Annotated in this window: 15 protein-coding genes; 12 read left to right on the top strand and 3 right to left on the bottom strand. The window is 66.7% G+C overall.

From position 1 onward, the window contains the following. The first annotated feature begins 88 nt into the window (after nucleotides 1–88). The 7 genes from K9B35_RS16765 (at nucleotide 89) to K9B35_RS16735 (ending at nucleotide 14,512) form a co-directional block, all read left to right on the top strand. The gene (locus tag K9B35_RS16765; RefSeq protein ID WP_224923129.1) at nucleotides 89–2,224 is read left to right on the top strand and encodes a BamA/TamA family outer membrane protein; all 2,136 of its coding nucleotides are present in this window, start codon (nucleotides 89–91) and stop codon (nucleotides 2,222–2,224) included. After that, nucleotides 2,224–6,432, top strand: a complete 4,209-nt coding sequence (locus tag K9B35_RS16760; protein WP_224923128.1) for a translocation/assembly module TamB domain-containing protein — start codon at nucleotides 2,224–2,226, stop codon at nucleotides 6,430–6,432. The genes K9B35_RS16765 and K9B35_RS16760 overlap by 1 nt, the downstream gene beginning before the upstream one ends. A gap of 82 nt (nucleotides 6,433–6,514) precedes the next feature. Continuing rightward, the gene (locus K9B35_RS16755) at nucleotides 6,515–8,923 is read left to right on the top strand and encodes a S9 family peptidase (RefSeq protein WP_224923127.1); all 2,409 of its coding nucleotides are present in this window, start codon (nucleotides 6,515–6,517) and stop codon (nucleotides 8,921–8,923) included. Between the two features lie 66 nt (nucleotides 8,924–8,989). Continuing rightward, nucleotides 8,990–10,465 carry a flavin-containing monooxygenase gene (locus tag K9B35_RS16750; RefSeq protein WP_224923126.1) on the top strand — a complete coding sequence of 492 codons (1,476 nt, stop codon included), beginning with the start codon at nucleotides 8,990–8,992 and terminating at the stop codon, nucleotides 10,463–10,465. A 77-nt stretch (nucleotides 10,466–10,542) separates the two neighbouring features. Beyond that, nucleotides 10,543–11,307: a trehalose-phosphatase gene (gene otsB, locus K9B35_RS16745; RefSeq protein WP_224923125.1), complete on the top strand. Its 765-nt coding sequence runs from the start codon at nucleotides 10,543–10,545 to the stop codon at nucleotides 11,305–11,307. Next, on the top strand, nucleotides 11,304–13,100 hold the full coding sequence (locus tag K9B35_RS16740; RefSeq protein WP_224923124.1) for a glycoside hydrolase family 15 protein: 1,797 nt from the start codon (nucleotides 11,304–11,306) through the stop codon (nucleotides 13,098–13,100). The genes otsB and K9B35_RS16740 overlap by 4 nt, the downstream gene beginning before the upstream one ends. Continuing rightward, nucleotides 13,097–14,512 carry an alpha,alpha-trehalose-phosphate synthase (UDP-forming) gene (locus K9B35_RS16735; protein ID WP_224923123.1) on the top strand — a complete coding sequence of 472 codons (1,416 nt, stop codon included), beginning with the start codon at nucleotides 13,097–13,099 and terminating at the stop codon, nucleotides 14,510–14,512. The genes K9B35_RS16740 and K9B35_RS16735 overlap by 4 nt, the downstream gene beginning before the upstream one ends. Here K9B35_RS16735 and K9B35_RS16730 read toward each other — a convergent pair. The 3 genes from K9B35_RS16730 to hppD all read right to left on the bottom strand — a co-directional run bounded on the left by K9B35_RS16730 (nucleotide 14,509) and on the right by hppD (nucleotide 17,478). After that, nucleotides 14,509–14,907 (bottom strand): Rieske (2Fe-2S) protein, encoded by a 399-nt coding sequence (locus tag K9B35_RS16730; RefSeq protein WP_224923122.1) that lies wholly within the window; start codon nucleotides 14,905–14,907, stop codon nucleotides 14,509–14,511. The two genes, K9B35_RS16735 and K9B35_RS16730, sit on opposite strands and share 4 nt — an antisense overlap. A gap of 117 nt (nucleotides 14,908–15,024) precedes the next feature. Further along, entirely contained in the window at nucleotides 15,025–16,305 is a 1,281-nt protein-coding gene (hmgA, locus tag K9B35_RS16725) for a homogentisate 1,2-dioxygenase (protein ID WP_224923121.1), read from the bottom strand. Nucleotides 16,306–16,440: 135 nt separating this feature from the next. Further along, nucleotides 16,441–17,478, bottom strand: coding sequence for a 4-hydroxyphenylpyruvate dioxygenase (hppD, locus tag K9B35_RS16720; RefSeq protein ID WP_224923120.1), 1,038 nt, complete (start codon nucleotides 17,476–17,478; stop codon nucleotides 16,441–16,443). 142 nt (nucleotides 17,479–17,620) lie between these two features. Between hppD and K9B35_RS16715 the strand changes: the two genes are divergently transcribed. From K9B35_RS16715 to K9B35_RS16695, 5 genes are all read left to right on the top strand, one after another. Continuing rightward, nucleotides 17,621–19,291: a tetratricopeptide repeat protein gene (locus K9B35_RS16715; protein ID WP_224923119.1), complete on the top strand. Its 1,671-nt coding sequence runs from the start codon at nucleotides 17,621–17,623 to the stop codon at nucleotides 19,289–19,291. An 85-nt stretch (nucleotides 19,292–19,376) separates the two neighbouring features. Next, nucleotides 19,377–20,789, top strand: a complete 1,413-nt coding sequence (locus tag K9B35_RS16710) for a S1C family serine protease (protein ID WP_224923118.1) — start codon at nucleotides 19,377–19,379, stop codon at nucleotides 20,787–20,789. Between the two features lie 14 nt (nucleotides 20,790–20,803). After that, nucleotides 20,804–21,610 carry a response regulator transcription factor gene (locus tag K9B35_RS16705; RefSeq protein WP_224923117.1) on the top strand — a complete coding sequence of 269 codons (807 nt, stop codon included), beginning with the start codon at nucleotides 20,804–20,806 and terminating at the stop codon, nucleotides 21,608–21,610. Nucleotides 21,611–21,758: 148 nt separating this feature from the next. Continuing rightward, on the top strand, nucleotides 21,759–23,177 hold the full coding sequence (locus tag K9B35_RS16700) for a sensor histidine kinase (RefSeq protein WP_224923116.1): 1,419 nt from the start codon (nucleotides 21,759–21,761) through the stop codon (nucleotides 23,175–23,177). Next, a complete protein-coding gene (locus tag K9B35_RS16695) occupies nucleotides 23,167–24,594 on the top strand; it encodes a trypsin-like peptidase domain-containing protein (protein ID WP_224923115.1) in 1,428 nt (475 codons plus the stop codon). Before K9B35_RS16700 ends, K9B35_RS16695 begins: the two co-directional genes overlap by 11 nt. The last annotated feature ends 178 nt before the right edge of the window (nucleotides 24,595–24,772 follow it).

Below are 24,772 nucleotides of genomic sequence, written 5' to 3'. Positions count from 1 at the left end.
TCCGCCCGCTGGCACGTTGCGCTAGCGGTCGGGGTACGTGCTGTCTGAACATGGCGCGATCCCATCGGGAGGCGGGACTATTTCGGGCGTGCGTGTGGTAATCCTGTTGTTGGCAAGCGCTGCGTTCGTTCCGGGCGTCGCGGTGGCGCAGATCGATAGTGGCGTAGGCAAGCCGGGGCAGGGTGCGCCTGCCGGGGATCCGAAGACGCTGGAGCGCGAAGCCGAGCGCACTGTTCCCGCGCAGGACGCAAAGCCGATCGTCCCCGACGATGAATTCTCCGAGGCGCTGCCGCAGCTGTCCGACGACATGGATGCGCCGCTCGAGCAGATGACGCCGCAGGCGCCGCCGATCGCTCCGGTCGAGCCGATCGAGGATGCCCCGCCGCTCGATGATGCCGGGACCGAAGCGGAGATCGCCGCGCCGCTGCCACCGCTCGCGGAATTCGACACGACCCCGATTGCCGAACCGGTCGCGGGCAATGACGAGGCGGCAGTCGAAATCCGCTACGCCACGCGCGTCACCGGGCTCGATGAAATCGATCTTGAGGATCAGTTCCGCGACCTCTCCGCGCTGGAGGATGGCGACGGGGTTGCGGCCAACGCCGCGATCATCGGGGCGCGGGCGCGCGAGGATGAAGGGCTGGCGGTGCGGCTGATGAAGTCGCTCGGCTATTACGACGCGACGGCCATCTCGTCGATCGAACAGACGCCGCAGGGCGATCGTCCGGTGACCGCAACGATCGCGGCGGTGCCCGGGCCGCTCTACAAATTCGGCGAAATCCGGGTCGAGGCCGATCCGACGCTGCCGCCGACGCTGATCGCCGACAATCTCAAGCTGCGCACCGGTGAGCCCATCGACGCGGTGCGGGTGCAGGCGGCGGAGGCGGCGGTCAGCGTCGCGCTGCCGCAAAATGGCTACCCCTTTGCCGAGGTCGGCCAGCGCGACATCCTGCTGGATGAGTCGACGCGCACCGGCGATTATACCTTGCCCGTCACTACCGGGCCGCGCGCGCGCTTTCGCGGGATCCGGACCGAGGGCGACGCGGTATTCACGCCCGATCATATCGATGTGCTGACGCGGTTCGACCGCGACGAGCTGTACGATAGCCGCAAGGTCGATGATTTGCGCGACGCGCTGATCGCGACCAGCCTGTTCTCCACCGTTTCGGTCGAGCCGGTGAAGACTGGCGAGGCCAATGCCGACGGGACCGAGGCGGTCGACCTGCTGGTCCGTCAGGCCAAGGGGCCGCCGCGCACGCTGGCCGGCGAAGTCGGGTTCAGCACGGGGCAGGGCTTCCGGGCCGAGGTCAGCTGGACGCATCGCAACCTGTTCCCGCCCGAAGGCGCGCTGATCGCGACCGGCGTACTCGGTACGCAGGAACAGGGCGCGTCGGCGACCTTCCGCCGATCCAATGCCGGGCAGCGCGACCGCACCTTCCAGATCGTCGCCTCTGCGCTGCGCTCCGACGTTGAGGCGTTTACCGGCCTGACCGGCACGCTGTCGGCGCGGGTTTCCTATGATTCGACGCCGATCTGGCAGAAGAAACTGACCTACGCCTATGGCGTCGAGCTGGTCGGGACGAGCGAGGATCGGTTCGACTTTACCCGTGGCGCGCGCGAGCGCGGACTTTACTTCATCGCCGCGCTGCCGTTGTTCGCGGGTTGGGATCAGTCCGACGACCTGCTCAACCCGACGCGCGGCTGGCGGCTGAAGCTGAACGTCAGCCCTGAGGCCTCGGTGCGCGGCGCCGCGCGGCCCTATGTCCGTGGACAGGTGGAAGGAACGATCTACCAGCCGGTGACTGACAGCATCGTGCTGGCGGGCCGGGCGCGGTTCGGGACGATCCAGGGGATCGACCGCAATGACCTCGCCCCGTCGCGGCGTTACTATGCCGGCGGCGGCGGATCGGTGCGCGGCTTTGGCTATCAGGAGCTTGGACCGCGTACCCCGGACGACAAGCCGGTTGGCGGGCGCAGCTTCAACGAATTCGCGGTCGAGGCGCGCTATCGCTTCGGCAATTTCGGGATCGTGCCGTTCCTCGACGCCGGGCAGGTGTATGAGGAGTCGCTGCCGCAATTGAGCCGGCTGCGCTTTGGCGCGGGCATCGGCGGCCGCTTCTATACCAATTTCGGCCCGATGCGGCTGGACGTCGCCACCCCGATCGCGCGCAAGCCGGGCGAGAGCAAGGTCGCGCTCTATATTTCGATCGGGCAAGCATTCTGATGGCTGAGGATACGCCCGCGCAGACGCCGGAGACGACGGTGATCGTCGAGCGTGCCCCGATCTGGCAGCGCGTGGCGAAATGGACCGCGATCGGGCTGGCCAGTCTGGTCGCGCTGCTGCTCGCTGCGGTCGCGATCCTGGATACCGGGGTCGGACATCGCTTCATCGCGGATCGGCTGGCGGGCTACACCACTGCGTCGGGTCTCAACATCAAGGTCGGGCGGATCGAAGGATCGATCTATGGCGCGATGGTGCTGCGCGATGTGCGGGTCAGCGACCCCAAGGGTGTGTTCGCGACCTCGCCACGGGTTGCGGTCGACTGGCGGCCGTTCGCGTTTCTCAACAATCATGTCGATGTGCGCTCGGCGACCAGCCCGCTAGTGCGCGTGGCGCGCTTGCCCGAGCTCGAGCCCGGTGGCGACCCCAATGCGCCGATGCTGCCCGATCTCGATATCGATATCGCTCGGCTGAACATCGACCGGCTGGTGCTGGAAGCGCCGGTCGCGGGGCAGCGCCACATCGCGACGCTTACGGCGGAAGCGAAGATCGCGGACCGCCGCGCACGGGTGATCGTCAATGGCCGCACGCTGGGACGGACCGGGGGTGACGCGCTCGCGCTGGTGCTGGATGCGGTGCCCGATGACGACAAGCTCGATCTGCGCGCCGATCTGACAGCGCCGGTCGGCGGGCTGGTCGCGGGGCTCGCCGGACTCGAAGCGCCGCTCGCGGTGCGCGTGCGTGGCACGGGAAGCTGGTCGAACTGGCAGGGGCGCGCGATCGGGCGGCTCGGTGCGGGTGAACTCGCCAATCTGCGCATCGCCGCGCGCAACGGCGCAGTTCAGGTGCGTGGCACGACCCAGCCGGGCCTGTATCTCCAGGGACCAGTCGAGCGGCTGACCGCAGGCGGAATGCAGGTCGCGCTCGATGCATCGCTCGACCAGCGGCGCGCCGACACACGGCTGCGGCTGCGGTCAAAGGCGATGGCGCTGATGACCAGCGGCACGATCGACCTGGGGCAGAGCCGCTTCGACCAGTTCCGGGTCGAGGCAATGCTGCTGACCCCCGGCGCGATTGCGCCGAATCTCAATGGCCGGTCGGTGGCAGGCGAAGTCGCGCTCAACGGCCCGTTCGCCACGCCGACGGTTGATTACAAGCTGCGCGCTGCCGCGCTCGGCTTTGGCGAGACGGTGGTCGAACGGCTCTATGCCGAGGGGCTGGCGACGGTGAATGCCGATCGCATCCTGATCCCGGTCAAGGCACAGGCGGCGCGCATTTCCGGCCTCAACGCCGCTGCGGGCGGATTGCTGACCAATGTCACGCTGGCGGGCGATCTCGCGATTACCGGCGACCAGATTTTGTCGGAGAACCTCCGCATCCGCTCCGACCGGATCGACGCCACCGCGATCCTCGCCGCGGACATGAGCACCGGGCGTTACACCGGCGCGCTCAAGGGGCGGGTCAACGATTACCAGATCGACAGCATCGGCATCGTCAATCTGGAGACCGACGCCGATCTCTATGCTGCTGCTGGCGGTGGCTGGGGGATCAAGGGCCGGATCGTCGGGCGCAGCACGCGGCTGTTCAACGACGGGGTGCGCAGCTTCCTCGGCGGCAATGCCGTTGCGCGCGTCTCGCTCGATTTCGGGCCGGACGGGATTGTGCGGTTCAGTGATCTGAAGGTCGCCGCGCCGTTGTTCCGCGTGATCCGCGGCTCGGGCCGCTACGACCCCGCCGGGCCGCTCAGCCTGACGGCAGATGCCTGGTCCAACGCCTATGGTCCGTTGTCGGCGCGGGTAACCGGCAGCCTGACGCGGCCCGTGGTGAACCTGCGCGCGCCGCGACCGGGCGTGGGCGTGGGCCTTACCGATCTGGAAGCGAGGATCGTTGGCGACAATGGCGCCTATGCCGTCGATGCCAAGGGTGAGACGAGCTATGGCCCGTTCACCGCCGATGTGCTGGTGCGCACCGGCGAACGGCTGGCGATCGACGTGCGCGCCGGGCGCTTTGCCGGGGCGGATTTCAAGGGCCAGCTGGTCCAGACTGCAGCCGGGCCGTTCGATGGCGACCTCACCTTTGCCGGGTCCGGGCTGGACGGTGCGATCGATCTGTCGGCGGCGGGCCAGTATCAGCAGGCGGTGGTGCGTGCGACTGCGAACAACGCCAAGATTCCCGGCGACATGGAGCTCACGATCGGCCGCGCGATCATCAACGGAACCGCGATCCTCTATGACGACGCCCCGGCGATCACCGGCGAGGCGCAGGTCGCGAACTTGCGCAACGCACAGTTCACGCTGAGCCGCGCGCGGGCGAAGATCGACTATCGCGGCGGCAAGGGCAGCGCGCAGGCGTTCGCCGAAGGATCCTCGGCGGTGCCGTTCCGTATCGCCGCCAATGCGCGGTTCGAGCCGGAACTGTGGCGCGTCGCGCTGTCCGGGAACGCCAACAATATCGGCTTCAAAACCGCGCAACCGGCGCAGATCGCCATTGCCGGGTCGACCTATACGCTCGCCCCGGCACGGATCGATTTCGATCGGGGCAGCATGCGGCTGTCGGGCAGCTGGGGCGAGGCGATGCGCATTCAGGCACGGCTCGACAAGCTCGATCTGTCGCTCGCCAATGCCCTGTCGCGTACAGCTGGGCTGGGCGGCACGGTCACTGGCGCGCTCGATTTCAGCCAGGCCAGCGACGCGACGTTCCCGCAGGCGATCGCGCGGCTCAACGTCAGCAACTTCACCCGGTCGAGCCTCGGCGGCGTGTCTTCGCCGGTCGATATCAGCTTCGTCGGACGGCTGTTGCCCGATGGCGGCGACGCGCGCGCGCTGATCAAGCGCGGACCGACCACGATCGGGCGGATGGTGGCGAGCCTCCAGCCGCTGGGCCCGGGCGCGGGCAGCTGGACCACGCGCCTGATGGCGGCGCCGCTGTCCGGCGGCATCCGCTATAACGGGCCGTCCTCGGTGCTGTTCTCGATGGCCGGGTTCCCCAATCAGAGCCTGTCCGGGCCGGTCGCTGTCGCTGCCGATTTCTCGGGTCAGGTCCGTGCGCCGCAGCTCACCGGGCAGCTGCGCGGCGAGAAGTTGACCTATGAGAACGAGACCTGGGGCACGCGGCTGTCGCAGATGACCGTCACCGGGCAGTTCGACAACGATACGCTGGAAATCGGGCAGCTCGAGGCGGTCGCGGGCAGCGGTCGGGTGAGCGCGTCAGGGACGATCGGGCTTTCGGCGGAACAGGGTTTCCCGGTCGATATCACGGCGCGCTTCCGCAACGCGCGCCTCGCCCGCAGCAACGCGCTCGGCGCGACCGCGACGGGGCAGCTCCGCATCACCAACGGCCTCGACGGCGGGTTGATCGAGGGGCGGATCATCATCCCCGAGGCGCGCTACCAGATCATCCGTCAGGGCGCCGCCGAGGTGCCCGAACTCACCGGTGTCTATCGCAAGAGCGAGCTGACCGAGGACGGCAAGCGCCCGACCCGCATCAAACCGGCGGGCATCTTCCGCCTCAATGTCAGCATCGTCGCCGACAATCGCCTGTTCGTGTCGGGCATGGGCCTCGAGTCCGAATGGAGCGCGCGGATGCAGGTGACCGGCACCTCCACAGCACCGATCGTCACGGGCGAGGCGCGGGTGGTGCGCGGTACCTACAGCTTTGCCAGCCGGCGGTTCGAACTGACCCGAGGCATCGTCAGCTTCGAGGGCGGCCCGCTCGCCGATCCGCAGATCAACATCGGTGCGACCACTGCCGCCGACGGGGTAACGGCGAACATCAACATCAGCGGTAGCGGACAAATGCCGCGCATCGCGTTCAGCTCGACCCCCAGCCTGCCGCAGGACGAGGTGCTTTCGCGCCTGTTGTTCGGCAGCTCGGTCACCAATTTGTCCGCGACCGAGGCGATCCAGCTGGCCGCCGCATTGAACTCGCTGCGTGCCGCTGGCGGCGGTCTCAACCCGCTCGGCCAGCTGCGGTCGGCGGCGGGCATCGACCGGCTGCGCATCCTGGGTGAGGACGACACCACCGGGCGCGGCATGGCGCTCGCGGCGGGGCAGTATCTGACCGACGACATCTATGTCGAGATCATCACCGATGCGCGCGGCTATACGGCGGTCCAGCTCGAGATCGCGCTGACCCGAGCGCTCAGCCTGTTGTCGGCCACCGGATCGTTCGGCGGATCGCGCGCGGGTCTCAAATATTCGAAGGATTATTGAGCGGCGGAGCGACATTCCGGCGCGGCATGCGGTTGATCAATTGGCTGCGTTGCGCCTAGGCGGGGGGAACGGAGGGTCCCCGATGTACCGATCGCTTGTTGTTATTTCGTCATTCGCACTCGCTGTCGGGCTCGCCGCCCCGGCCCTCGCGCAACAGGGCTACCAGACCCCGCCCCAGGCGGTGACCGACATCGTCACCCGCGCGCCCAGCCCTGGCGTCTCGGTATCGCCGGACAGCAAGCAGATGCTGTTGATGGAGCGCGTGGCGCTTCCGCCGGTCGCCGATCTTGCCAAGCCGATGGAGAAGCTCGCGGGGTTGCGGCTCGACCCGTCGACCAACGATCGCCACGGCACGCGCGCGTCGGTTGGCTTGTCGCTGCAGGACATTGCCAGCGGTACCGTGCGCCGCGTCGCCCTCCCGGCCGACCCCGATATCTCGGACGTAGCCTGGGCGCCTGACGGGTCGAAGCTGGTGTTCACCAACACTCGCGCAGGTGCGATCGACCTCTATGTGCTCGATTCAAAGACCGCGCAGGCACGCAAGGTGATGACGGGCGGGGTCAACCCAATCTTCCAGAATGCGCGCTGGCTGGCCGACGGATCGCTGCTGGTGCTGACCATCCCCGAACAGCGCGGACCGATGCCGACCCGCTCGTTGACCCCGGTCGGCCCGGCGATCCAGGATGCTGCAGGTGGCAAGGCGGCGCAGACGCGCACCTATCAGGATCTGCTGCAAAACCCGCATGACGAGGCGATGTTCGCCTGGCTCGCGACCAGCCAGCCGGTGATCCTCGCAGCGGACGGCAGCACCCGGCGCGCGGTGGGCGTTCCGCGCATCTATACCTCGGTCACCGCGTCGCCCGACGGCAAGTACCTGCTGATGGAATGGCTCGAACAGCCCTTCTCCTATCAGGTGCCATGGACCCGTTTTCCGGTGACCAGCGCGGTCTACACCCGCGACGGCAAGCTGGTGCAGACGATCGCAAAGCAGCCGCTCGCCGATGCGCTGCCGGTGCAGGGAGTCGTTACCGGGCGCCGCAACGTCGAATGGCATCCGACGGAAGGCGCTCTGCTGCTGTGGAGCGAGGCGCAGGATGGCGGCGATCCGCGCGTGAAATCCGCCAATCGCGACAATCTGCTCGCGCTCGCTGCCCCGTTCAGCGGCACGCCCCGCCTGCTCGCGCGGCTCGAGGACCGGCTTGCCGGTATGTCCGGGATCGAGAAGTCGGATGACCTCATCGTGCAGGACTATGACCGCGACACCCGCGAAATGCGCGAGACATTGGTCGATGTGACGGGTGCCAGCGCGCCACGCCAGCTCAGCATCCGCAACGTGCAGGATGCCTATGCCGACCCCGGCAGCCCGCTCACGACCGTCACCGGGAGCGGTTTCGATGTCGCGCGCAGCAGCGATGGCAAGCTGCTTCTGTCGGGCGCAGGGGCGACGCCCGATGGGCTGCGCCCGTTCCTGCGCCGCTTCGATCTCGCTACGCTCAAGACCGAAGAGATTTGGCGCAATTCGGGTGAACAGCTCGAATCGGTCGTCGATGTCGTGTCCGACGATGGACGCAGCTTCATCACCTCCTATGAAAGCCCGACCAATCCGGGGAATCTGAAGCTCCATGCGGGCGGGACCGAGCGCTTCCTGACCAACTTCCCCGATCCGCACCCCGAACTGACGGGTATCCAGCGTGAGCTGGTCACCTACAAACGCGCCGATGGCGTCGATCTGACCGCGACGCTTTACCTGCCGCCCGGCTACAAGTCAGGCGACACGCTCCCGGTCGTGGTCTGGGCCTATCCGCGCGAGTTCAATGATGCGGCGACCGCCGGGCAGAACCGCGACTCCCCGTATCGCTTCACCCGCATCAGCGGCATGTCGCATCTGTTCTTCCTGACCCAGGGCTATGCCGTGCTCGACCGGGCGGCGATGCCCGTGGTCGGTGCCGACCCGGAAACGGTCAATGACAGCTTCATCGAACAGATCGTCGCGAGCGCCAAGGCGGCGGTGGACTTCACCGTGCAGCGCGGCTTTGGCGACGGGGTTCGCGTGGGCGTCGGCGGGCACAGCTATGGCGCGTTCATGACCGCGCATCTGCTGGCGCAAAGCGACCTGTTCCGTGCCGGCATCGCGCGATCGGGTGCCTATAACCGCACGCTGACCCCGTTCGGCTTCCAGTCGGAACGGCGCGTGTTCTGGGACACGCCGGACACCTATTACCGGCTCAGCCCGTTCATGGCGGCGAACAAGATCAACGAGCCGATCCTGTTCATCCATGGCGAGAATGACAGCAATCCAGGCACCTTCCCCGAACAGTCGGAGCGGATGTTCGCGGCGGTCAAGGGCACCGGTGGCACCGCGCGGCTGGTGATGCTGCCGCACGAGGACCATGGCTATCGCGGGCGCGAATCCGTGCTGCACACCCTCGCTGAGATGTTCGACTGGTTCGACAAATATGTGAAGAATGCGAAGGTGCCGCCCGCGAAGTGACGCTGCCGCCCGGACACCATTGCGCTCAACTTACACGCATGTAAGTATCTGGCTCAGGAGAGCGCGATGGCCGAGCATTTCGACGTGGTGGTGGTGGGTGCCGGGATATCCGGCATCGGCGCGGGCTATTTCCTGCAGCGCGACTGCCCGGACCGCTCCTATGTGATCCTGGAGGGGCGCGAACGGCTGGGCGGGACGTGGGATCTGTTCCGCTATCCCGGCATCCGCTCCGATAGCGACATGTACACGCTCGGCTACAGCTTTAAGCCGTGGACACAGGCGAAGGCGATCGCCGACGGGCCGTCGATCCTGCGCTATCTCGACGACACCGCGCGCGAACATGGCATCGACAAGCACATCCGCCACCAGCACCGCGTGGTCGCCGCGAGCTGGTCCACCCCCGATGCGCGCTGGAGCGTGACGGTCGAGCGTGGGGCGGAGCGGGCGCGGGTGGAGTTCACCTGCAACTTCCTCTTCATGTGCTCGGGCTATTACAACTACGACGCCGGCTACCTGCCCCAGTTCGAGGGGCACGAAGACTTCGCCGGCACGATCGTCCATCCGCAGCATTGGCCCGAGGGGCTGGATTACGCCGGCAAGCGCGTGGTGGTGATCGGGTCGGGCGCGACAGCAGTGACGCTGGTTCCGGAAATGGCGAAGACGGCGGCGCACGTCACGATGCTCCAGCGTTCGCCCACCTATATCGTGTCGCGGCCGAGCGAGGACGGCATCGCCAACTGGCTTCGCGCGAAGCTGCCCGCCAAGCTCGCCTATCGCCTGACCCGCTTCAAGAATGTCGGGATGCAGCAGCTTTTCTATCGCATCGCGCGCAAGAAGCCGCAGCAGACCAAGGAGCGGATCGTGCAGATGGTCCGCGATGAACTCGGGCCGGACTATGACGTCGCGACCCATTTCACCCCCAGCTACAATCCATGGGACCAGCGCATCTGCCTCGTCCCCGATGCCGATCTGTTTGCCGCGATCCGCGGGGGAGCGGCATCGGTGGTCACCGACCATATCGAGCGGTTCGAGGCAGATGGCGTCCGGCTCAAGTCGGGCGAACTGCTGCCCGCCGACGTGATCGTCACCGCGACCGGGCTGGACCTGCAGCTGATGGGCGGGGTGCCGTTCACCGTCGACGGCGCGCGGGTCGAGCCGGCCCAGTCGCTTGGCTACAAGGCGATGATGTATTCGGACATTCCGAACCTTGCCTCGTCCTTCGGCTATACCAATGCCAGCTGGACGCTGAAGTCGGACCTGACCTGCGCCTATGTCGCGCGCCTGCTCAACACGATGAAGAAGCGCGGGATGCGCCAGGCGACGCCGCGCGTCGGCGCGGATGTGACGCGTGAGGATTTCCTCAGCTTCACCTCCGGCTATGTCCAGCGCGCGATCGACCGCTTTCCCAAGCAGGGCGACAAGCGCCCGTGGCGGGTGCACCAGAATTACACGCTCGACCTGATCGACCTCAAGTTCGGCGGGATTGATGAGGGGATGGAGTTTTCCAACCCCGAACCGGCGCGGGTGCGCGAACTGGCGTAGGACAGCCCCGCCCGGCTTTCCGCCGCAATGCAGCAGAAATTTCGGAACGATTGCGTTCCGGATGCATTGCCTTGTCGATGCCCGAGCTCATGGAACCGAACACGGCGGCGCTGCTGGCGCCGCCTCCCGCCGATTTGGCCGATGGCGCCAGCCTGTTCCTCGACTTTGACGGAACGCTGGTCGAGATCGCCCCTCGCCCCGATGCGGTCGCGGTCGATGCACCGCTCCGTCAGCTGGTCGCGCGGCTGGTCGCGCGCTTTGACGGGCGTGTCGCGATCGTCAGCGGGCGCGGTGCGGCGGAGATCGATGCGCTGTTCGGCGGCCTCGACTGCCCGATCGTCGGCAGTCACGGCGCGGAGCTGCGCGGTCTCGAACATGCGGAAGTGCCCGAGCGCCCGGTCGCGCTCGATGACGTCGCAACACAGTTCAATGCGCTCGCCGATACGCTCCCCGGGCTGGTGGTTGAAATCAAGCCGCTCGGCGTCGGCCTGCACTATCGCGGCGTCCCCGATGCCGAAGTGGCATGCCGTGCGCTCGCGGAAGAACTGGCGACCAGCACCGGCCTGACGCTCCAACGCGGCAAAATGGTCTTCGAATTGCGGGCGCCGGGCGACAAGGGCCGGGCGATCGCCGCGTTGATGGTGGCGATGCCCTTTGCCGGGTCGCGCCCGATGTTTCTGGGCGATGACCTGACCGACGAGCCGGGCTTTGCCACCGTCGCGCGGCTGGGCGGGGCAGGGGTACTGGTCGGCACCGCGCGGGCAACCGAGGCGGTCTATCGTGTGCCTGATGTCGCGACCGCCCTGCGTTGGCTTGAAACGATTGCGAAGGACGCAGCATGAAGCCCAATCTCGACCTGTGGCCGATCGGCAATTGTCAGGTCAGCGCGCTGATCGACCGTTCCGGGCGCTTCGTTTGGGCGTGCGCACCGAAGGTGGACGGTGATCCGCTGTTTTCCTCGCTGCTCGACGGGCGGGACCCGCGTTCCGACGATGCGGTCGGGCTGTGGGGCATCGACCTGGAGGACTGCGCCAGCGTTGAGCAGCATTATCTGACCAACACCCCGATCCTGGTCACGCGGATGACCGACAGCAACGGCAGCGCGATCGAGATCACCGATTTTTGTCCGCGCTTCGAGCGGCTGGGGCGGATGTACCGGCCGGTCGCGTTTGCGCGGATCGTGCGCCCGGTGGCGGGGTCGCCGCGCATTTGCGTGCGGCTGCGCCCGACGCGCAACTGGGGGGATCCGGCGGTGCTGACCACGGCCGGGTCCAACCACATCCGCTATCTGCTTGACGGAATTCAGCTGCGCCTCTCCACTAATGCCCCCGTCGGGTTGTTGCAGGACGAGCTTTGTTTCCGGGTCGAACGCCCACTGCACTTCTTCCTCGGCCCGGATGAGAGTTTCGCCGGCAACCTCGCGACGACCGTCGACGAGATGGCGGACTATACCCGCTATCACTGGCAAAATTGGGCACGCGGCCTCGCGACGCCGTTCGAGTGGCAGGATGTCGTGATCCGCAGCGCGATCACGCTCAAGCTGTGCCAGCATGAGGAAACCGGCGCGATCGTCGCCGCGCTGACCACCTCGATCCCCGAGCATGCGAACAGCGGGCGCAACTGGGACTATCGCTACTGCTGGATCCGCGACGCCTATTACACTGTGCAGGCGCTGAACCGCGTCGGCGCGCTCGACGTGCTGGAGGGCTATCTCGCCTATCTGCGCAACATCGTCGATCAGGCCAAGGGCGGGCATATCCAGCCGCTCTATGGCGTGCAGGGCGAGAGCGTGCTGATCGAGAGCGAGGCGCCGCGCCTTGCGGGCTATCGCGGCATGGGTCCGGTCCGGGTCGGCAATCAGGCCTATGAGCAGGTCCAGCACGATGCCTATGGCCAGATCGTGCTGTCCAACGTGCAGGCATTCTTCGACCAGCGGTTGTTCCGAATGGCCGGGCGCGAGGATTTCGAGGCGCTGGCGCGGGTCGGTGAACGCGCGGTCGAGCTGTTCGACAAGCCCGATGCCGGGCTGTGGGAGCTGCGCACGCGGCAAAGCGTCCACACCTATTCTGCGGCAATGTGCTGGGCGGCGTGCGACCGGCTCGCCAACGCTGCCGAGCGGCTGGGAATGGAGAGCGAGCGCAGCGTCTGGCAAGAGCGCGCCGACCGGATGCGCCGTGCGATTGAGGAAGCCGCGTGGCGGCCCGACACCAATCGCATGTCGGCGACCTTCAGCGGCGACGATCTCGACGCCAGCCTGATCCAGTTGCTCGACATGCGCTTCATGTCACCCGATGATGACCGGTTCCGCGGCACGCTTGATGCGGTCGAACAAGGACTGCGGCGCGGTAGTCATATGTTGCGCTACGCGACCGAGGATGATTTCGGCCTTCCCGAGACCGCGTTCAACGTCTGCACTTTCTGGCTGATCGAGGCGCTGCACTTCACCGGCCGCGACGCCGATGCGCGCGCGCTGTTCGCCGAAATGCTCGACCGGCGCACCGCCGCCGGTCTGCTGTCCGAGGATATCGACCCCGTGACCGGGGAATTGTGGGGGAATTACCCCCAGACCTACTCGCTGGTCGGCATGATCAACTGCGCCGTCCTGCTGAGCAAACCGTGGAGCGCCATCCGATGAGCCGCCTGATCATCATCTCCAACCGTGTGTCTGCACCCAAGGATTCGCACGCTGGTGCGCAGGGGGGCCTCGCCGTCGCGCTGCAGGCAGCGATCCGCGAGTTCGGCGGCATCTGGTTCGGCTGGTCGGGTGAGACGGTGGATGAGTTTACCGGCCAGATCAATTTCCAGCGCGCGCAGGGCGTGACCACCGCGACGGTCGACCTCGAGCCGCAGGATATCGAGGAATATTATAACGGCTACGCCAACCGCACGCTGTGGCCGCTGTTCCATTATCGCATCGACCTTGCCGAATATGAGCGGGGCTTTGCCGGCGGCTACCAGCGTGTGAACGAACGCTTCGCCGATACGCTGCGCCCGCTGGTCGAGGGCGAGGACATTTTGTGGGTGCAGGACTATCACATGTTCCCGCTCGGCCAGTGCTTGCGCGACCGCGGCGTCAAGAACCGCATCGGCTTCTTCCTCCACATCCCCTGGCCACCCCGCCGCCTGCTGGCGACGATGCCCGAGGCGCAGGAACTGGTGCGGACAATGTTCGCCTATGACCTGGTCGGGTTCCACACGCAGGAATGGCTGGAGTCGTTCCGCGACTATGCGACCTATGAACTGGGTGCGACGATCGAGGGCGACACCTTGGTGCTCGGCGAGCGGCGGCTGCGCGCGATCGTCGCGCCGATCGGGATCGACTGCAAGGAGTTCGTTGAGGGGGCGGCGAGCCCGGCCGCCAAGATGGCGTATCGCCGGATGCGCGACAGCGCGGTCGGACGCGACATGATCGTCGGGGTCGATCGGCTCGATTATTCCAAGGGACTGGAAGAGCGCTTCGCCGGGTACGAACGCTTCCTCGCCGAGCATCCCGAGGAGCGCAAGGAAGTGTTCCTGCTCCAGATCGCGCCGCCTTCGCGCGGGGCGGTGGAGAGCTACAAGAAGATCCGCACCGCGCTCGAGGGGCTGTCCGGGCAGATCAACGGCGCCTATGCCGACACCGACTGGGTGCCGATCCGCTACGTCAATCAGGGCTATCCGCGCGATGTGCTGGCGGGGATCTACCGCGCGGCGCGGATCGGACTGGTGACGCCGCTGCGCGATGGGATGAACCTGGTCGCGAAGGAATATGTCGCGGCGCAGGATCCCGAGGATCCCGGCGTGCTGATTCTGTCGCGCTTCGCCGGGGCCGCTGCGCAGCTCAAGGACGCGGTGCTGGTCAATCCGTACAGCGCGGACGAGGTGTCGGATGCGATCATGCAGGCGCTGCGCATGGATCTTGACGAGCGCAAGCGGCGCTGGCGGTCGATGATGGACAATGTCGAGGCCGAGGATGTCGTGTGGTGGCGCGGACTGTTCACCGATGCGCTGATGGGACAGGGTGTCCCCGCGCCGATCCCGGCGGATAACGACGTCGCCGCCGCCTAAGCGGTATAGATTGCGCCGTCGCGGACTTCGAGCGGCCACGGGCTGAGCGCCGCGCCGGTACACGGGCCGCCGACGCACATCCCGTCCTCGATCCGGAACAGCGCGCCGTGCCAGCTGCACTGGATCATGTTGTTTTCGCCGGTGAGATAGGCGTCGAGCTGCTGCGCGAGCGGCAGCCCCATATGCGGGCAGCGATCGACATAGCCGGACACCGCGTCCCCGCTGCGGACTGCAAAGCCATGGAAGCGCCCGGCCTTCATCTCCAGCACGAAGTTGCGCGCGGTGCGGTCGGCGATCAGGTCAAGCGGGCCGAGCCGGACGCCGGGCGGGGTGGTGGTGAGGCGTTCAACCAACGCCGTTTGCCCTGGTGAAAGGGTCGCCCATGCCCCCGGCATGGGCTGAAACGTCCGGGGGACGTTTCACCCTTTCACTGTCGAAGGGCCGTGCCATGCAGCTGTTTGACGGGGATCGTGCTTCGACAAGCTCAGCACAAACGGATGTTGGGTACTTCCTCACTGCGGCAGCTGCGCCTTCGGAAAGCCCGCCCAGGCCGCGTCGTAATCGGGCTGCGCGGTCGTCATCGCATGCGCGGTCGGGCGATAGGGCCAGCACGTTTCGACCATGAACGCCATCGTGCCGTCGATCTTCTGCGGCTTTAGTTCGGCGTTGCTCGCGCCGTCCCAACTGGCGACATCGGGGCCGTGACCAGCCATCAAATTGTGCAGCGACAGCCCGCCCGGGACGAAGCCGTCGGCCTTGGCATCATATGCGCCGTGGATCAGGCCCATCGCCTCGCTCATCACGTTGCGGTGGAACCAGGGCGGGCGGAACGTGTCTTCGGCGACCATCCAGCGCGGCGGAAAGATCACGAAATCGGCGTTCGCCCTGCCCGGCACGTCGCTGGGCGAGGTGAGGACGGTGAAGATCGACGGGTCGGGATGGTCGAAGCTGACCGTGTTGATCGTGTTGAACCGCGACAGGTCATAGCGCCACGGCGCGAGGTTGCCGTGCCAGGCGACAACATCGAGCGGGCTATGGTCGATCGTCGTGGTCCAGAGCCGGCCGAGCGACTTCTGGACCACCTCGAACGGCTCGTCGCGGTCTTCGTACCATGCCGCCGGGGTCTCGAAATCGCGCGGATTGGCGAGGCCGTTGGCGCCGATCGGGCCAAGGTCGGGCAGCCGGAACAGCGCGCCGTAATTTTCCGCAACATAGCCGCGCGCGCTGCCGTCCGGCAGCAGCGCCCGGAAGCGCACGCCGCGCGGGATCAGCGCGATCTGGCCGGGGGCGATGTCGATCCGCCCCAGCTCGGTCAGCAGTGTCAGCCGTCCGGCTTGGGGGATGAACAGCAGTTCGCCATCCGCGTCGAAGAAGACGCGGCGGTCCATATCGGCGTTGGCGGCATAGAGATGCACCGCAACGCCCTCGAGATCGGCGGGGTCGCGGGTGACGAGCATGCTGGTCATGCCGTCGATCAGGTCGGTGCCCGGCGCGGGATCGGCGATCGGACCCCAGCGCAACCGGTTCGGCGAAAGCGGTGCTGCATCCGGCTGCGGCACGAAACGCGTGGCGGATTCATAGGGTGCAAAGGGCGGATGCTCGGCGCTCGGGCGCATCCGGTAGAGCCAGCTGCGGCGATTCTCGTGACGCGGCGCGGTGAAGGCGGTGCCAGAGAGCTGTTCGGCATAGAGACCGTAAGCAGGGCGCTGCGGCGAATTGCGCCCGATCGGGAGCGCGCCCGCGACCGCCTCGGTCGATACGTGATTGCCGAAACCCGGGAAATAGTCGGTCATAGGTCAGACCCTAAAGCGCGCTCTGGCGAGTAGTCGGATGAGGGGGCGGCCTATGGCCGCCTCCCTCATCCTCCTGCGTTCCTTCCCCCTTCGGAAGGTTGAGGCCGGTTGACCCGGCTCTCCTCTCCAACCTCGTTATGCGTCGACCTTGATCACCCCTCTACGGATTTGATCGAGTTCAATCGACTCAAAAAGTGCCTGGAAGTTGCCGTTGCCGAATCCTTCATTGCCCTTGCGCTGAATGATCTCGAAGAAAATCGGACCGAACATGTTTTCGGTAAAGATTTGCAGAAGAATGCCCTCGTCGCCGACATTGCCGTCGATGAGGATGCGGTTCTTGCGCAGCCGCTCCAGGTCTTCGCCATGGCCGGGGACGCGCTTGTCGACCAGCTCGTAATAGGTCTCGATCGTGTCCTGCAGCTTCACGCCGCGCGCGCGCAGCCGCTCGACCGTGTCGAAGATGTCCGGGGTCGTCAGCGCGAGATGCTGGATGCCCTCGCCCTTATATTCGCGGATGAACTCCTCGATCTGGCTCTTGTCGTCCTGGCTCTCGTTCAGCGGGATGCGGATCGCCTTGTCCGGAGCGATCATTGCCTGGCTGAACAGGCCGGTCGCCTGGCCCTTGATGTCGAAATACTTCTGCTCTTCAAAGCCGAACAGCGTCTTGTAGAACTCCGACCACACCCGCATCTGGCCGCGCCGGACATTGTGGGTGAGGTGGTCGAGCAGGTCGAGCCCGACATTATTGTCCGCCTCCGCCTGCTGCCAGCCGGGGATTTCCTCCCAATCGGCATAGAGGTCGGTGCCGTCCTGGATGAAGTAGAGGTACGATCCGCCGATGCCGATGATGCAGGTATCGTCCTCGGCGGTGCGCTCCGCACCGTTCTTCAGTGCCCACTCCATCGCGACTACCGGATCGGCGACGCGGAACGCCATCGCGCTGGCCGAGGGGCCGTGCGCCGCGCGGAACTCGGCGACGCGGCCGCTCTCGTCGCGGTTGAGCATCAGGTTGATGCGCCCCTGCTTGAAGCGGGTGATGTTCTTGGTCGGGTGGCGGTGCGAGGGGACGAAGCCGAGCTGTTCGAACTGGCGTGCCATCGCGTCGGGATCGGGCGAGGTGAATTCGACGAACTCGAAGCCGTTGAGGCCCAGGGGATTGGTCGGGTCGGTCATGCGCGCAGCCTCCGTAAGTTGAGGAGGCATTACACCCGACGCCCATTTGGTGTCAAATGATACTAAATTGCGCGGCGTGGCCTCGCGCTTGTACCTTGTATTGAGCGGTCTAGAGGAGGAGGCTCGTTGCGAGGGGGAAATGATGCTCTACCCGCTTGCGCTCGCCGCCGCCGTGTTGACCGCCCAAGATGCTGCTCCGGCGGTGGTCGAGGTCGATGTCATCCAGACCAGCCCGGAGTTCGACGCCGCGATGGATGCGGGCGACGCGCGCAAGGCGCTCGCGCTGATCGAACCCGCGGTGAAGGCGTGCGTTGCAGCTAACGGCGGCGACGGGGCCGCGCCTGAGGAACTGCGCCCGTGTGTGATGCTGATCCCAATGTGGTCGCTGGTGATGGGCGAGACCGGGCGTGTGCAGGAGGCGGTGGCCACCGCCAGACGCGGCGTTGCGATCGCCGCCACGTTCGAGGATGCGAGCGGGATGAGCATGGTCGCCCAGTTCATGCTCGGAGCCGCGCTCGAACGGATCGGTCGGCATGGTGAGGCGGAGCCCGCTTTCGTTGCGGCCCTCGCGGCAGCCGAGGCGCTTTTTCCCGGCGATCCAATGCTTGCCAGCTATCTCGGCCGCCGCGCCAACAATCTGTTGATGCAGGGACGCCATGCCGAAGGCCTGCCACTCGCGCGCCGCGCGGTCGAAATGGCTGGCGACACGGTCGAAGGCGCGGTGTTCCGGATGATGGAGGGAACGGCACTATCCCGGCTTGGACGCCTGACCGAAGCGGAAACGACGCTGCGGGTCGCGGTCGCGCGGCTGGACGCGCTGATGGGGTCGCGCGCCACGCAGAGCATTCGCGCACGCGAGGCATTGGCGCATTGTCTGGAGCAGCAAAACCGGACGACCGAGTCGCTTGCGCTTTGGCGTGAGACCGTGGCGATGCGCCGGGCGGAGGGCGATAGCCCCGATCTTGCCGAGAGCCTTTCGGGCCTAAGCGTGCTGCTCGTCCGAACGGGGGAATATCGAGAGGCAGAAACTGCGGCGCGCGAGGCGCTGGCGATCCGCCTGCGATTTTTCGGCGAAGCGAGCAACTTCACGGGGCTTGCCTACAACAATCTCGGCTTGGTCCTGATGGAATCGGGGCAGATCGAAGCCGCCGCCGAGATGTATGGCCGCTCGATAGAGGTCATCAAGGCATCCGGCGTCGTCAATATCGACGAGATGATCGCGATCCTGACCAATCTTGCCAGCGTGCTCGTCCGCCTTGGCGAAACGGGTCAGGCGATCGATGTCCAGCGCCAGGTGCTGGATTATGCCGAACGCGCCTTTGGCCCCGGCCATGTTCGCGCGGTGATGGCACGCAACAATTTGGGGGCTGCATTGGGCGGTGCAGGTCGCCACGCCGAGGCGATTGCGCTGTTGGAAACAAACTATGGCGCGGCCAGGGCGCTTGGCGCCGCGGGCGGGCAAATCGCCGCGCAGACCGCGAGCAGTCTCGCGGGGTTCCTCGGCCGCGAAGGGAATGCAGCGAAGGCGCGCCTGTGGTTCGCGCGTGCCGATGCGGACTCGCGCGCGGCGTTCCGTCCCGATCATATCCATCGCATCCTGTTGGGCTGGAGCTATGGCAACTTTCTGATCGGCGAAGACGACGCGTTGCCGCTTGCGCGGACATTGTTGCTTGAAGCGGGAAACCAGACGCTGGCGCGCATGGCGAGCGGTCAGGGGTTCGACGCGCAAGCGCAAGCCGAGATGGGGCGCCTTACCCGCGTTTTCCGCGATCAGGTCCGCGCTGCCTGGAGCCTTGCTCAGCCGTCCTCCTGACCCCTGTCCGTCTGATCCTGACCGTCGCTTTCACCTGAACCAAATGACAGGAACGGGGTGTCTGAAGTCAGTATCCGGAACTTTCATGAACCCCAATCCATCCGTGAACCTGACCCGCCGCACGCTCGGCTGGTTCCTCGGTGCCGCACTCTGCCTTGGCGTTGCGTTGCCGACTACCGCGCGGGCTGCTGCGATGCCGGAGACGCCCAAGGTCGCAGCCACCGCTCAGTCCGAAACCGCGATCGAACGCGCGATGAAGGCGGTGGTCGCGATCAGCCCGCAGGACGAAGCGGCGCGCAAGCAGAATGGCGATACCGAAGCGGCGGGGGGATCGGGTTTCGTGATCCACGCGTCCGGCCTGATCCTCACCAACGCGCATGTTGTCGCCAAGCTCGATGTGGTCGAAGTGACCTTCGCCAATGGCAAGCGCTACAAGGGCAAGGTGATCGGGCGCGACGGGCGCACCGATCTTGCGATCGTCAAGATCGACGCAGAAGTGCCGTTGCCGATACTCAAATTGGCGAAGTCGTCGAAGTTGCCGCTTGGTGCCAAGGTCTTTGCGCTGGGCAATCCGATGGGCAACCGTTTCTCGGTTACTTCCGGGATCATAAGCGGTTATGACCGCGCCTATGACGTCGCATGGCCGGTGAACTTCATCCAGCATGATGCGGCGCTCAATCCAGGGAATAGCGGGGGGCCGCTGATCACCGAGGAGGGGGAAGTGATCGGGATCAATACGGCGACTCCGCCCGAAACCATCTTCGACATCGGCATTGGCCTGGCGATTCCCGCCGAACTCGCCGCAAAGATCGCGGCGCAGCTCGCCGCCGATGGCAAGGTCGTGCGCGGCCGGCTGGGCGTTACCGCGAGCAGTGCCGATGCCGGCATGGCCGAAGCGCTTGGCGCACCGGGCAAATCCGGCCTGATCATCGATGCGGTGTCGGCGCAGGGCGGTCTCAAGATCGGCGACCTGTTGCTGAGCGTAGAAGGGCGCAAGCTGGAGGTGGTCCGCGACCTGTCGATGGCGCTGATCGACAGTAAGCCCGGCGACAAGGTCAAGGTCGAGATCGTGCGCGACGGCAAGACGATCGCGCTCGCCGTGGCGCTGGAGGCCGACGACGATCTGGCCGGCGAACGCGGCAAGGTCGCGGCGCTGGCGATGGATATGAGCGGTGCTGTGGGCGGCCCGTTCACGCTCGGCTTCGCGTTGCGCAGCGATGCGGCGGGCCGGGTGACGGTGGGCAAGGTCGAAGAGGCTTCGATCGGGCAGATGTACGGCCTTTACGAAGGCGACGAGCTGCTCGCGGTCGACGGGGTCGCGCCGCGCGACGCAGCGGCGGCGATGGCCGCGATCAAGGCATCGAAGCGCGACGTTGCCGTGCTGAGAATCCAGCGCGCCGGGCAGGGGACGCTCCACGTCGCGCTCCCGCTCAGCGCCGAGGCCGCGAAGGCGCGGCGACCCGGCGTCCCGCGCCGCTTCCCGCGGGGGCCGCTATGACGGAGATGATGACGATGAGCGTGTTGAAACTGGACGCGGAAGCGGCGCAGAACATCGCCGACACCTTTGCAGGATGCCGCGCACTGATCCTGGAAGACGAGATCGGCGCGGAGATGAAGGCCGCGCTGGAAGCGGCGGGATGCGAGAGCGTCGACCTGTTCGAGACTGGCGACGCTGCGCTCGAGGCGCTTGAGGCCGATGCCTATGACGTGCTCGTGCTCGACCGGATCAATCCGGGGATTGAGGGGCTGGAGGTGCTCGATCGCGTGCGCCGCCGGCCCAACGGCCTCAAGACCGATCCCGACGTGCCCGCACTGGTTTACTCTCTGCTGGGCGGTGAGGATCAGCGGATCCACGGGCTGATCGCGCGCGGAGCGGACGATTATGTGCCCAAGCCCGCGACGAGCGAGGAGCTGGTTGCGCGCGTCGCCGCGCAACTGCGCCGGCGCAAGCCGACGATGCGCAGCAAGGGCTGGACCTGCGCGCCGCTGGAAGTGGATGCCGATACCAAGGATGTGCGCTGCAACGGCCGGCTGCTCCAGCTGACCAGCCGCGAGGCGGACATCCTGGTCGAGCTGTACAAGGAGCGCGGCAATCCGCTGAGCCAGTCGATGCTGTGGGACCGCTGCTGGATCGGCAAGGGGTGGAGCCACTTCCCCGAGGAGTTCGCCAATACGGTCGATCAGGCGATCAAGCGGCTGCGCAAGTCGTTGAAGCGGCAGTGCCCGGATATTCCGGACGATTTCCATCCGCTGGTGACCAACATCTGGGCACAGGGGTTCGCGCTGCGCAACCTGGCCGGCATGGAGGGTAGTCGCTGATCTGCGTGGCTGCCCCGGTGGATCGGATGCTGCAAGTCCCCCTCCCGCTTGCGGGAGGGGTTAGGGGAGGGCCTGTCCTCCTCCACCGGCTGCATGGCGCGTTGACAGGCCCTCCCCCGGCCCCTCCCGCGAGCGGGAGGGGAGACTAATGCTCCGCTGGCTTCCGCTTCGTACGACGTTGGTCATCGGCGCGCTTGCCGCTGTGGCGCTGGTCGGGCTGACGCTCGGGCTGCTCCAGATGGTGTCGATGAACGCGCGCGAGGTGGCGATGGTGCGCGCGCAGGCCGATGCGGCGGTGCTGTCGAGCAAGATCGACAGCCTCGCGCCCGGCCTGTCCGCCGAGGAGCGCGACGCCGAAGTGCTGACGATGGTCGCCGCGCGCGCGACCGAGGCGACCGATGGCGGGCGCTGCGACAGCGGCGAACGGGCGCGGGCGCTATTCCTCTATCGCGGGGCCGACGGCGCGCTGACCGGCACGCCGAAGCTGGACTGGCCGGCGGGGCGCGGCGCGGTGCAGCTGCGTGTGCCAGCGGGGACCGCCTGCCAGCGCGCGGACGCGACCGCGGTCGGGACGGTGGTCGATCTTGGCGAGGGGCGGGCGTTTCTGAGCGCGCGGATCTTTAGCCCCGATCCGCGCCTGGTGACGCGGGCCTATCTGCTCGCGGCGGGCGTCGGCATAGCCTTTCTGCTGCTCGCCGGGCTGCTCGCCTGGGCGCTGATGCGCGGATGGCGGTCGCGGCTCGATGCGTTCAACGCACTGCTCGACCGCGCTGATCGCACCGGCTTCTCCGAACGCGCGCCTGCGGATGATGGCCAGCCCGAATTTCGCCTGCTCGCCCAGCATCTCAATGCGCTGCTCGCGCGGTCGGAGGATATGATCGGTGGGCTGCGGCGGCTGCACCGCCATGTCGCGCATGATTTGCGCGGCCCGGTGATGGTCGCGCGCAAGCATCTCGAGGCGCTGGCGGTGAAGGTACCGGACGAGTCGCTAATCGCCGATGCCGACGCGAAGCTGGTGACGATGGACAAGCGCTGCCGGATGCTGCTCGGCATCATCGACGCAGAGGTCTCGCGGCGGCACGAGGCCGACACGGTCGATCCCGGCGCGCGCATCCGCCAGCTGATCGACGACATGTTCGTCTATCTCGGCGACGACAAGGATCTGGAGTTCGCGCTGGAGGCGGCCGACGCGCGGGTGCGGGTCGCTGGCGATCTGTTCGACCGGATGGTCGAAAATATCCTGGGCAATGCCGTCAAGTTCGCCACCCCGGAATCCACAATCCGCTGCAGCGTCGCGCGCAGCGACGACACGGTGACCGTCGCAGTCGACAATGACGGGCCGGGGATCGACCCCGGCAAGGTCGAGCGCATCTTCGAGCCCGGTTATTCGAGCGGCGGTGCCGACAGCCATGGGCTGGGGCTCGCCTTTGTCCGCACCGTCGCGTTACGCGCGGGCGGCAATGTTCAGGCTTTCAACCGCGCGGGCGGGTTTCGCATCGAAATCAGTTTGCCTGCGCAGGACGACGATACAGCGCACCACAGGGAAAGGGGAAATGATGAGGTCTAGTTTTCACTGGCGGTTGCTCGCCGGGGTGGCGGCAATCGCGATGCTGGGGTCGCCGCCGCTGGCCGTGAGTGCGGCGGCGCAGACCGCGCCCTATGACAGCGCGCGCGGCGTTTATAGCTATGCCCGCGACCTCAAGGCGGTCGCGCCAACGGTGGTTAAGGTGATCGTGCTCGGCCAAAAACAGGCCGAGGGCGATCGCACCGCAGCGCGCGAGGGGCAGGGCGAGGACCCGTTCCGTGGCCAGGCGACGTCGGCGCAGGTGCAGGGCCAGCAACCGCAGGCTCAGCAAGGCGCACCCCAGCCGATCGGCAGCGGATCGGGGGTCATCATCGATGCCGCGCGTGGCGAAATCCTGTCGAACAACCACGTCGTCGAGAAGGGGACCGCGTTCAAGGTCCAGCTCTATGACGGCCGCGTCGTCGATGCCGAAGTGGTCGGCCGCGATCCGCAGACCGACATCGCGCTGCTCCGCGTCAAGGCGAGCGGGCTGCGCGCGATCGAGGTCGGCGACAGCGGGCGGATCGAGGTGGGCGACCTTGCCTTTGCCATCGGCTATCCGTTCGGGTTCGACCAAACGCTGACGATGGGCGTGATCTCCGGCCTTGGGCGCACCGGGATCGGCGATGGCTTGCAGGACTTCATCCAGACCGACGCCGCGGTGAACAGCGGCAATTCGGGCGGCGCGCTGATCGACAGCCGTGGGCGGCTGATCGGCATCAACACCGCGATCTGGTCCAAGTCGGGTGACAATAGCGGGATCGCCTTTGCCGTGCCGATCAACATGGCGATGGCGGTCGCCGATCAGCTGCGCCGCAACGGTAGCGTCAAGCGCGGGCGGATCGGCGTGACGGTCGGCCCGGTGACGGTCGAGGCGGCGGGCAGCGGGTCGACGCGCGGCGCGCTGGTCGCCGAAGTCTCGCCCGACAGCCCCGCGGCGCGCGGGGGCCTGAAGTCGGGCGACATCATCACGTCGGCCGATGGGCGGTCGATCGAGGGGCCGGGCAATCTGACCGCGATCCTCGGCGTGCTGGAACCGGGCAAGACGATCGCGCTGGGTTACCGTCGTGGCGGTCAGACCGGTACGGCGCAGGTAACGGTCGAGGCACCCCGCCCGGTGCAGGTCACGCGACCCACGACGGGCGGCGCCGGACTGGCGGCGCTGGGCGCGACGTTCCGCGACGTCAATGCCAGCGACAAGGTGCCCGAGCAGCTGCGCGGTGGCGTCGTCGCCAGCGTCCAGCCGGGTTCGGCGGCGGCGCGGTCGGGTCTGGCGGTCGGCGACATCATCGTCGGCGTCAATGGCGAGCAGGTGCAGAGCGCGGCGGAACTTGCCCGCGCCTTCCAGAATGTTGCCGGTGGTGCAGTATTGTTCGTGGCGCGCGGGAACAGCCTGATCCAGCTCAAACTGGAACGGTAACACGGGAAGGCGTCGGGATAGTCCCGACGCCTTTCCTCAACTTGGGTAAGCAAGTGCCGTGGAGTCGTCGATCTCCTTCGGCAAATACGTACGTAGTCAAGCGAAGTCTGTCCCTTAACAGCCGCGAATCAGCGACTTCGCGCCAAGTTTGAGATGGAAACGAAGACTGAAACTGTTA

This window comes from Sphingomonas sp. R647 (assembly GCF_020177055.1).
GTDB lineage: Bacteria > Pseudomonadota > Alphaproteobacteria > Sphingomonadales > Sphingomonadaceae > Sphingomonas.
The sequence above is the reverse complement of the archived record's forward strand: the minus strand, read 5'-3'. Positions and strand labels throughout refer to the sequence as shown.

What these genes read in the sequence shown, in the direction of transcription:
- K9B35_RS16695 (WP_224923115.1), top strand. Translation starts at nt 23,167, where the DNA reads ATGAGGTCTAGTTTTCACTGGCGGTTGCTCGCCGGGGTGGCGGCAATC.
- K9B35_RS16710 (WP_224923118.1), top strand. Translation starts at nt 19,377, where the DNA reads ATGAACCCCAATCCATCCGTGAACCTGACCCGCCGCACGCTCGGCTGG.
- K9B35_RS16755 (WP_224923127.1), top strand. Translation starts at nt 6,515, where the DNA reads ATGTACCGATCGCTTGTTGTTATTTCGTCATTCGCACTCGCTGTCGGG.
- hppD (WP_224923120.1), bottom strand. Translation starts at nt 17,478, where the DNA reads ATGACCGACCCGACCAATCCCCTGGGCCTCAACGGCTTCGAGTTCGTC.
- K9B35_RS16730 (WP_224923122.1), bottom strand. Translation starts at nt 14,907, where the DNA reads ATGCCGGGGGCATGGGCGACCCTTTCACCAGGGCAAACGGCGTTGGTT.
- K9B35_RS16760 (WP_224923128.1), top strand. Translation starts at nt 2,224, where the DNA reads ATGGCTGAGGATACGCCCGCGCAGACGCCGGAGACGACGGTGATCGTC.
- K9B35_RS16750 (WP_224923126.1), top strand. Translation starts at nt 8,990, where the DNA reads ATGGCCGAGCATTTCGACGTGGTGGTGGTGGGTGCCGGGATATCCGGC.
- K9B35_RS16715 (WP_224923119.1), top strand. Translation starts at nt 17,621, where the DNA reads ATGCTCTACCCGCTTGCGCTCGCCGCCGCCGTGTTGACCGCCCAAGAT.
- K9B35_RS16740 (WP_224923124.1), top strand. Translation starts at nt 11,304, where the DNA reads ATGAAGCCCAATCTCGACCTGTGGCCGATCGGCAATTGTCAGGTCAGC.
- K9B35_RS16700 (WP_224923116.1), top strand. Translation starts at nt 21,759, where the DNA reads ATGCTCCGCTGGCTTCCGCTTCGTACGACGTTGGTCATCGGCGCGCTT.
- otsB (WP_224923125.1), top strand. Translation starts at nt 10,543, where the DNA reads ATGCCCGAGCTCATGGAACCGAACACGGCGGCGCTGCTGGCGCCGCCT.
- K9B35_RS16705 (WP_224923117.1), top strand. Translation starts at nt 20,804, where the DNA reads ATGAGCGTGTTGAAACTGGACGCGGAAGCGGCGCAGAACATCGCCGAC.
- hmgA (WP_224923121.1), bottom strand. Translation starts at nt 16,305, where the DNA reads ATGACCGACTATTTCCCGGGTTTCGGCAATCACGTATCGACCGAGGCG.
- K9B35_RS16735 (WP_224923123.1), top strand. Translation starts at nt 13,097, where the DNA reads ATGAGCCGCCTGATCATCATCTCCAACCGTGTGTCTGCACCCAAGGAT.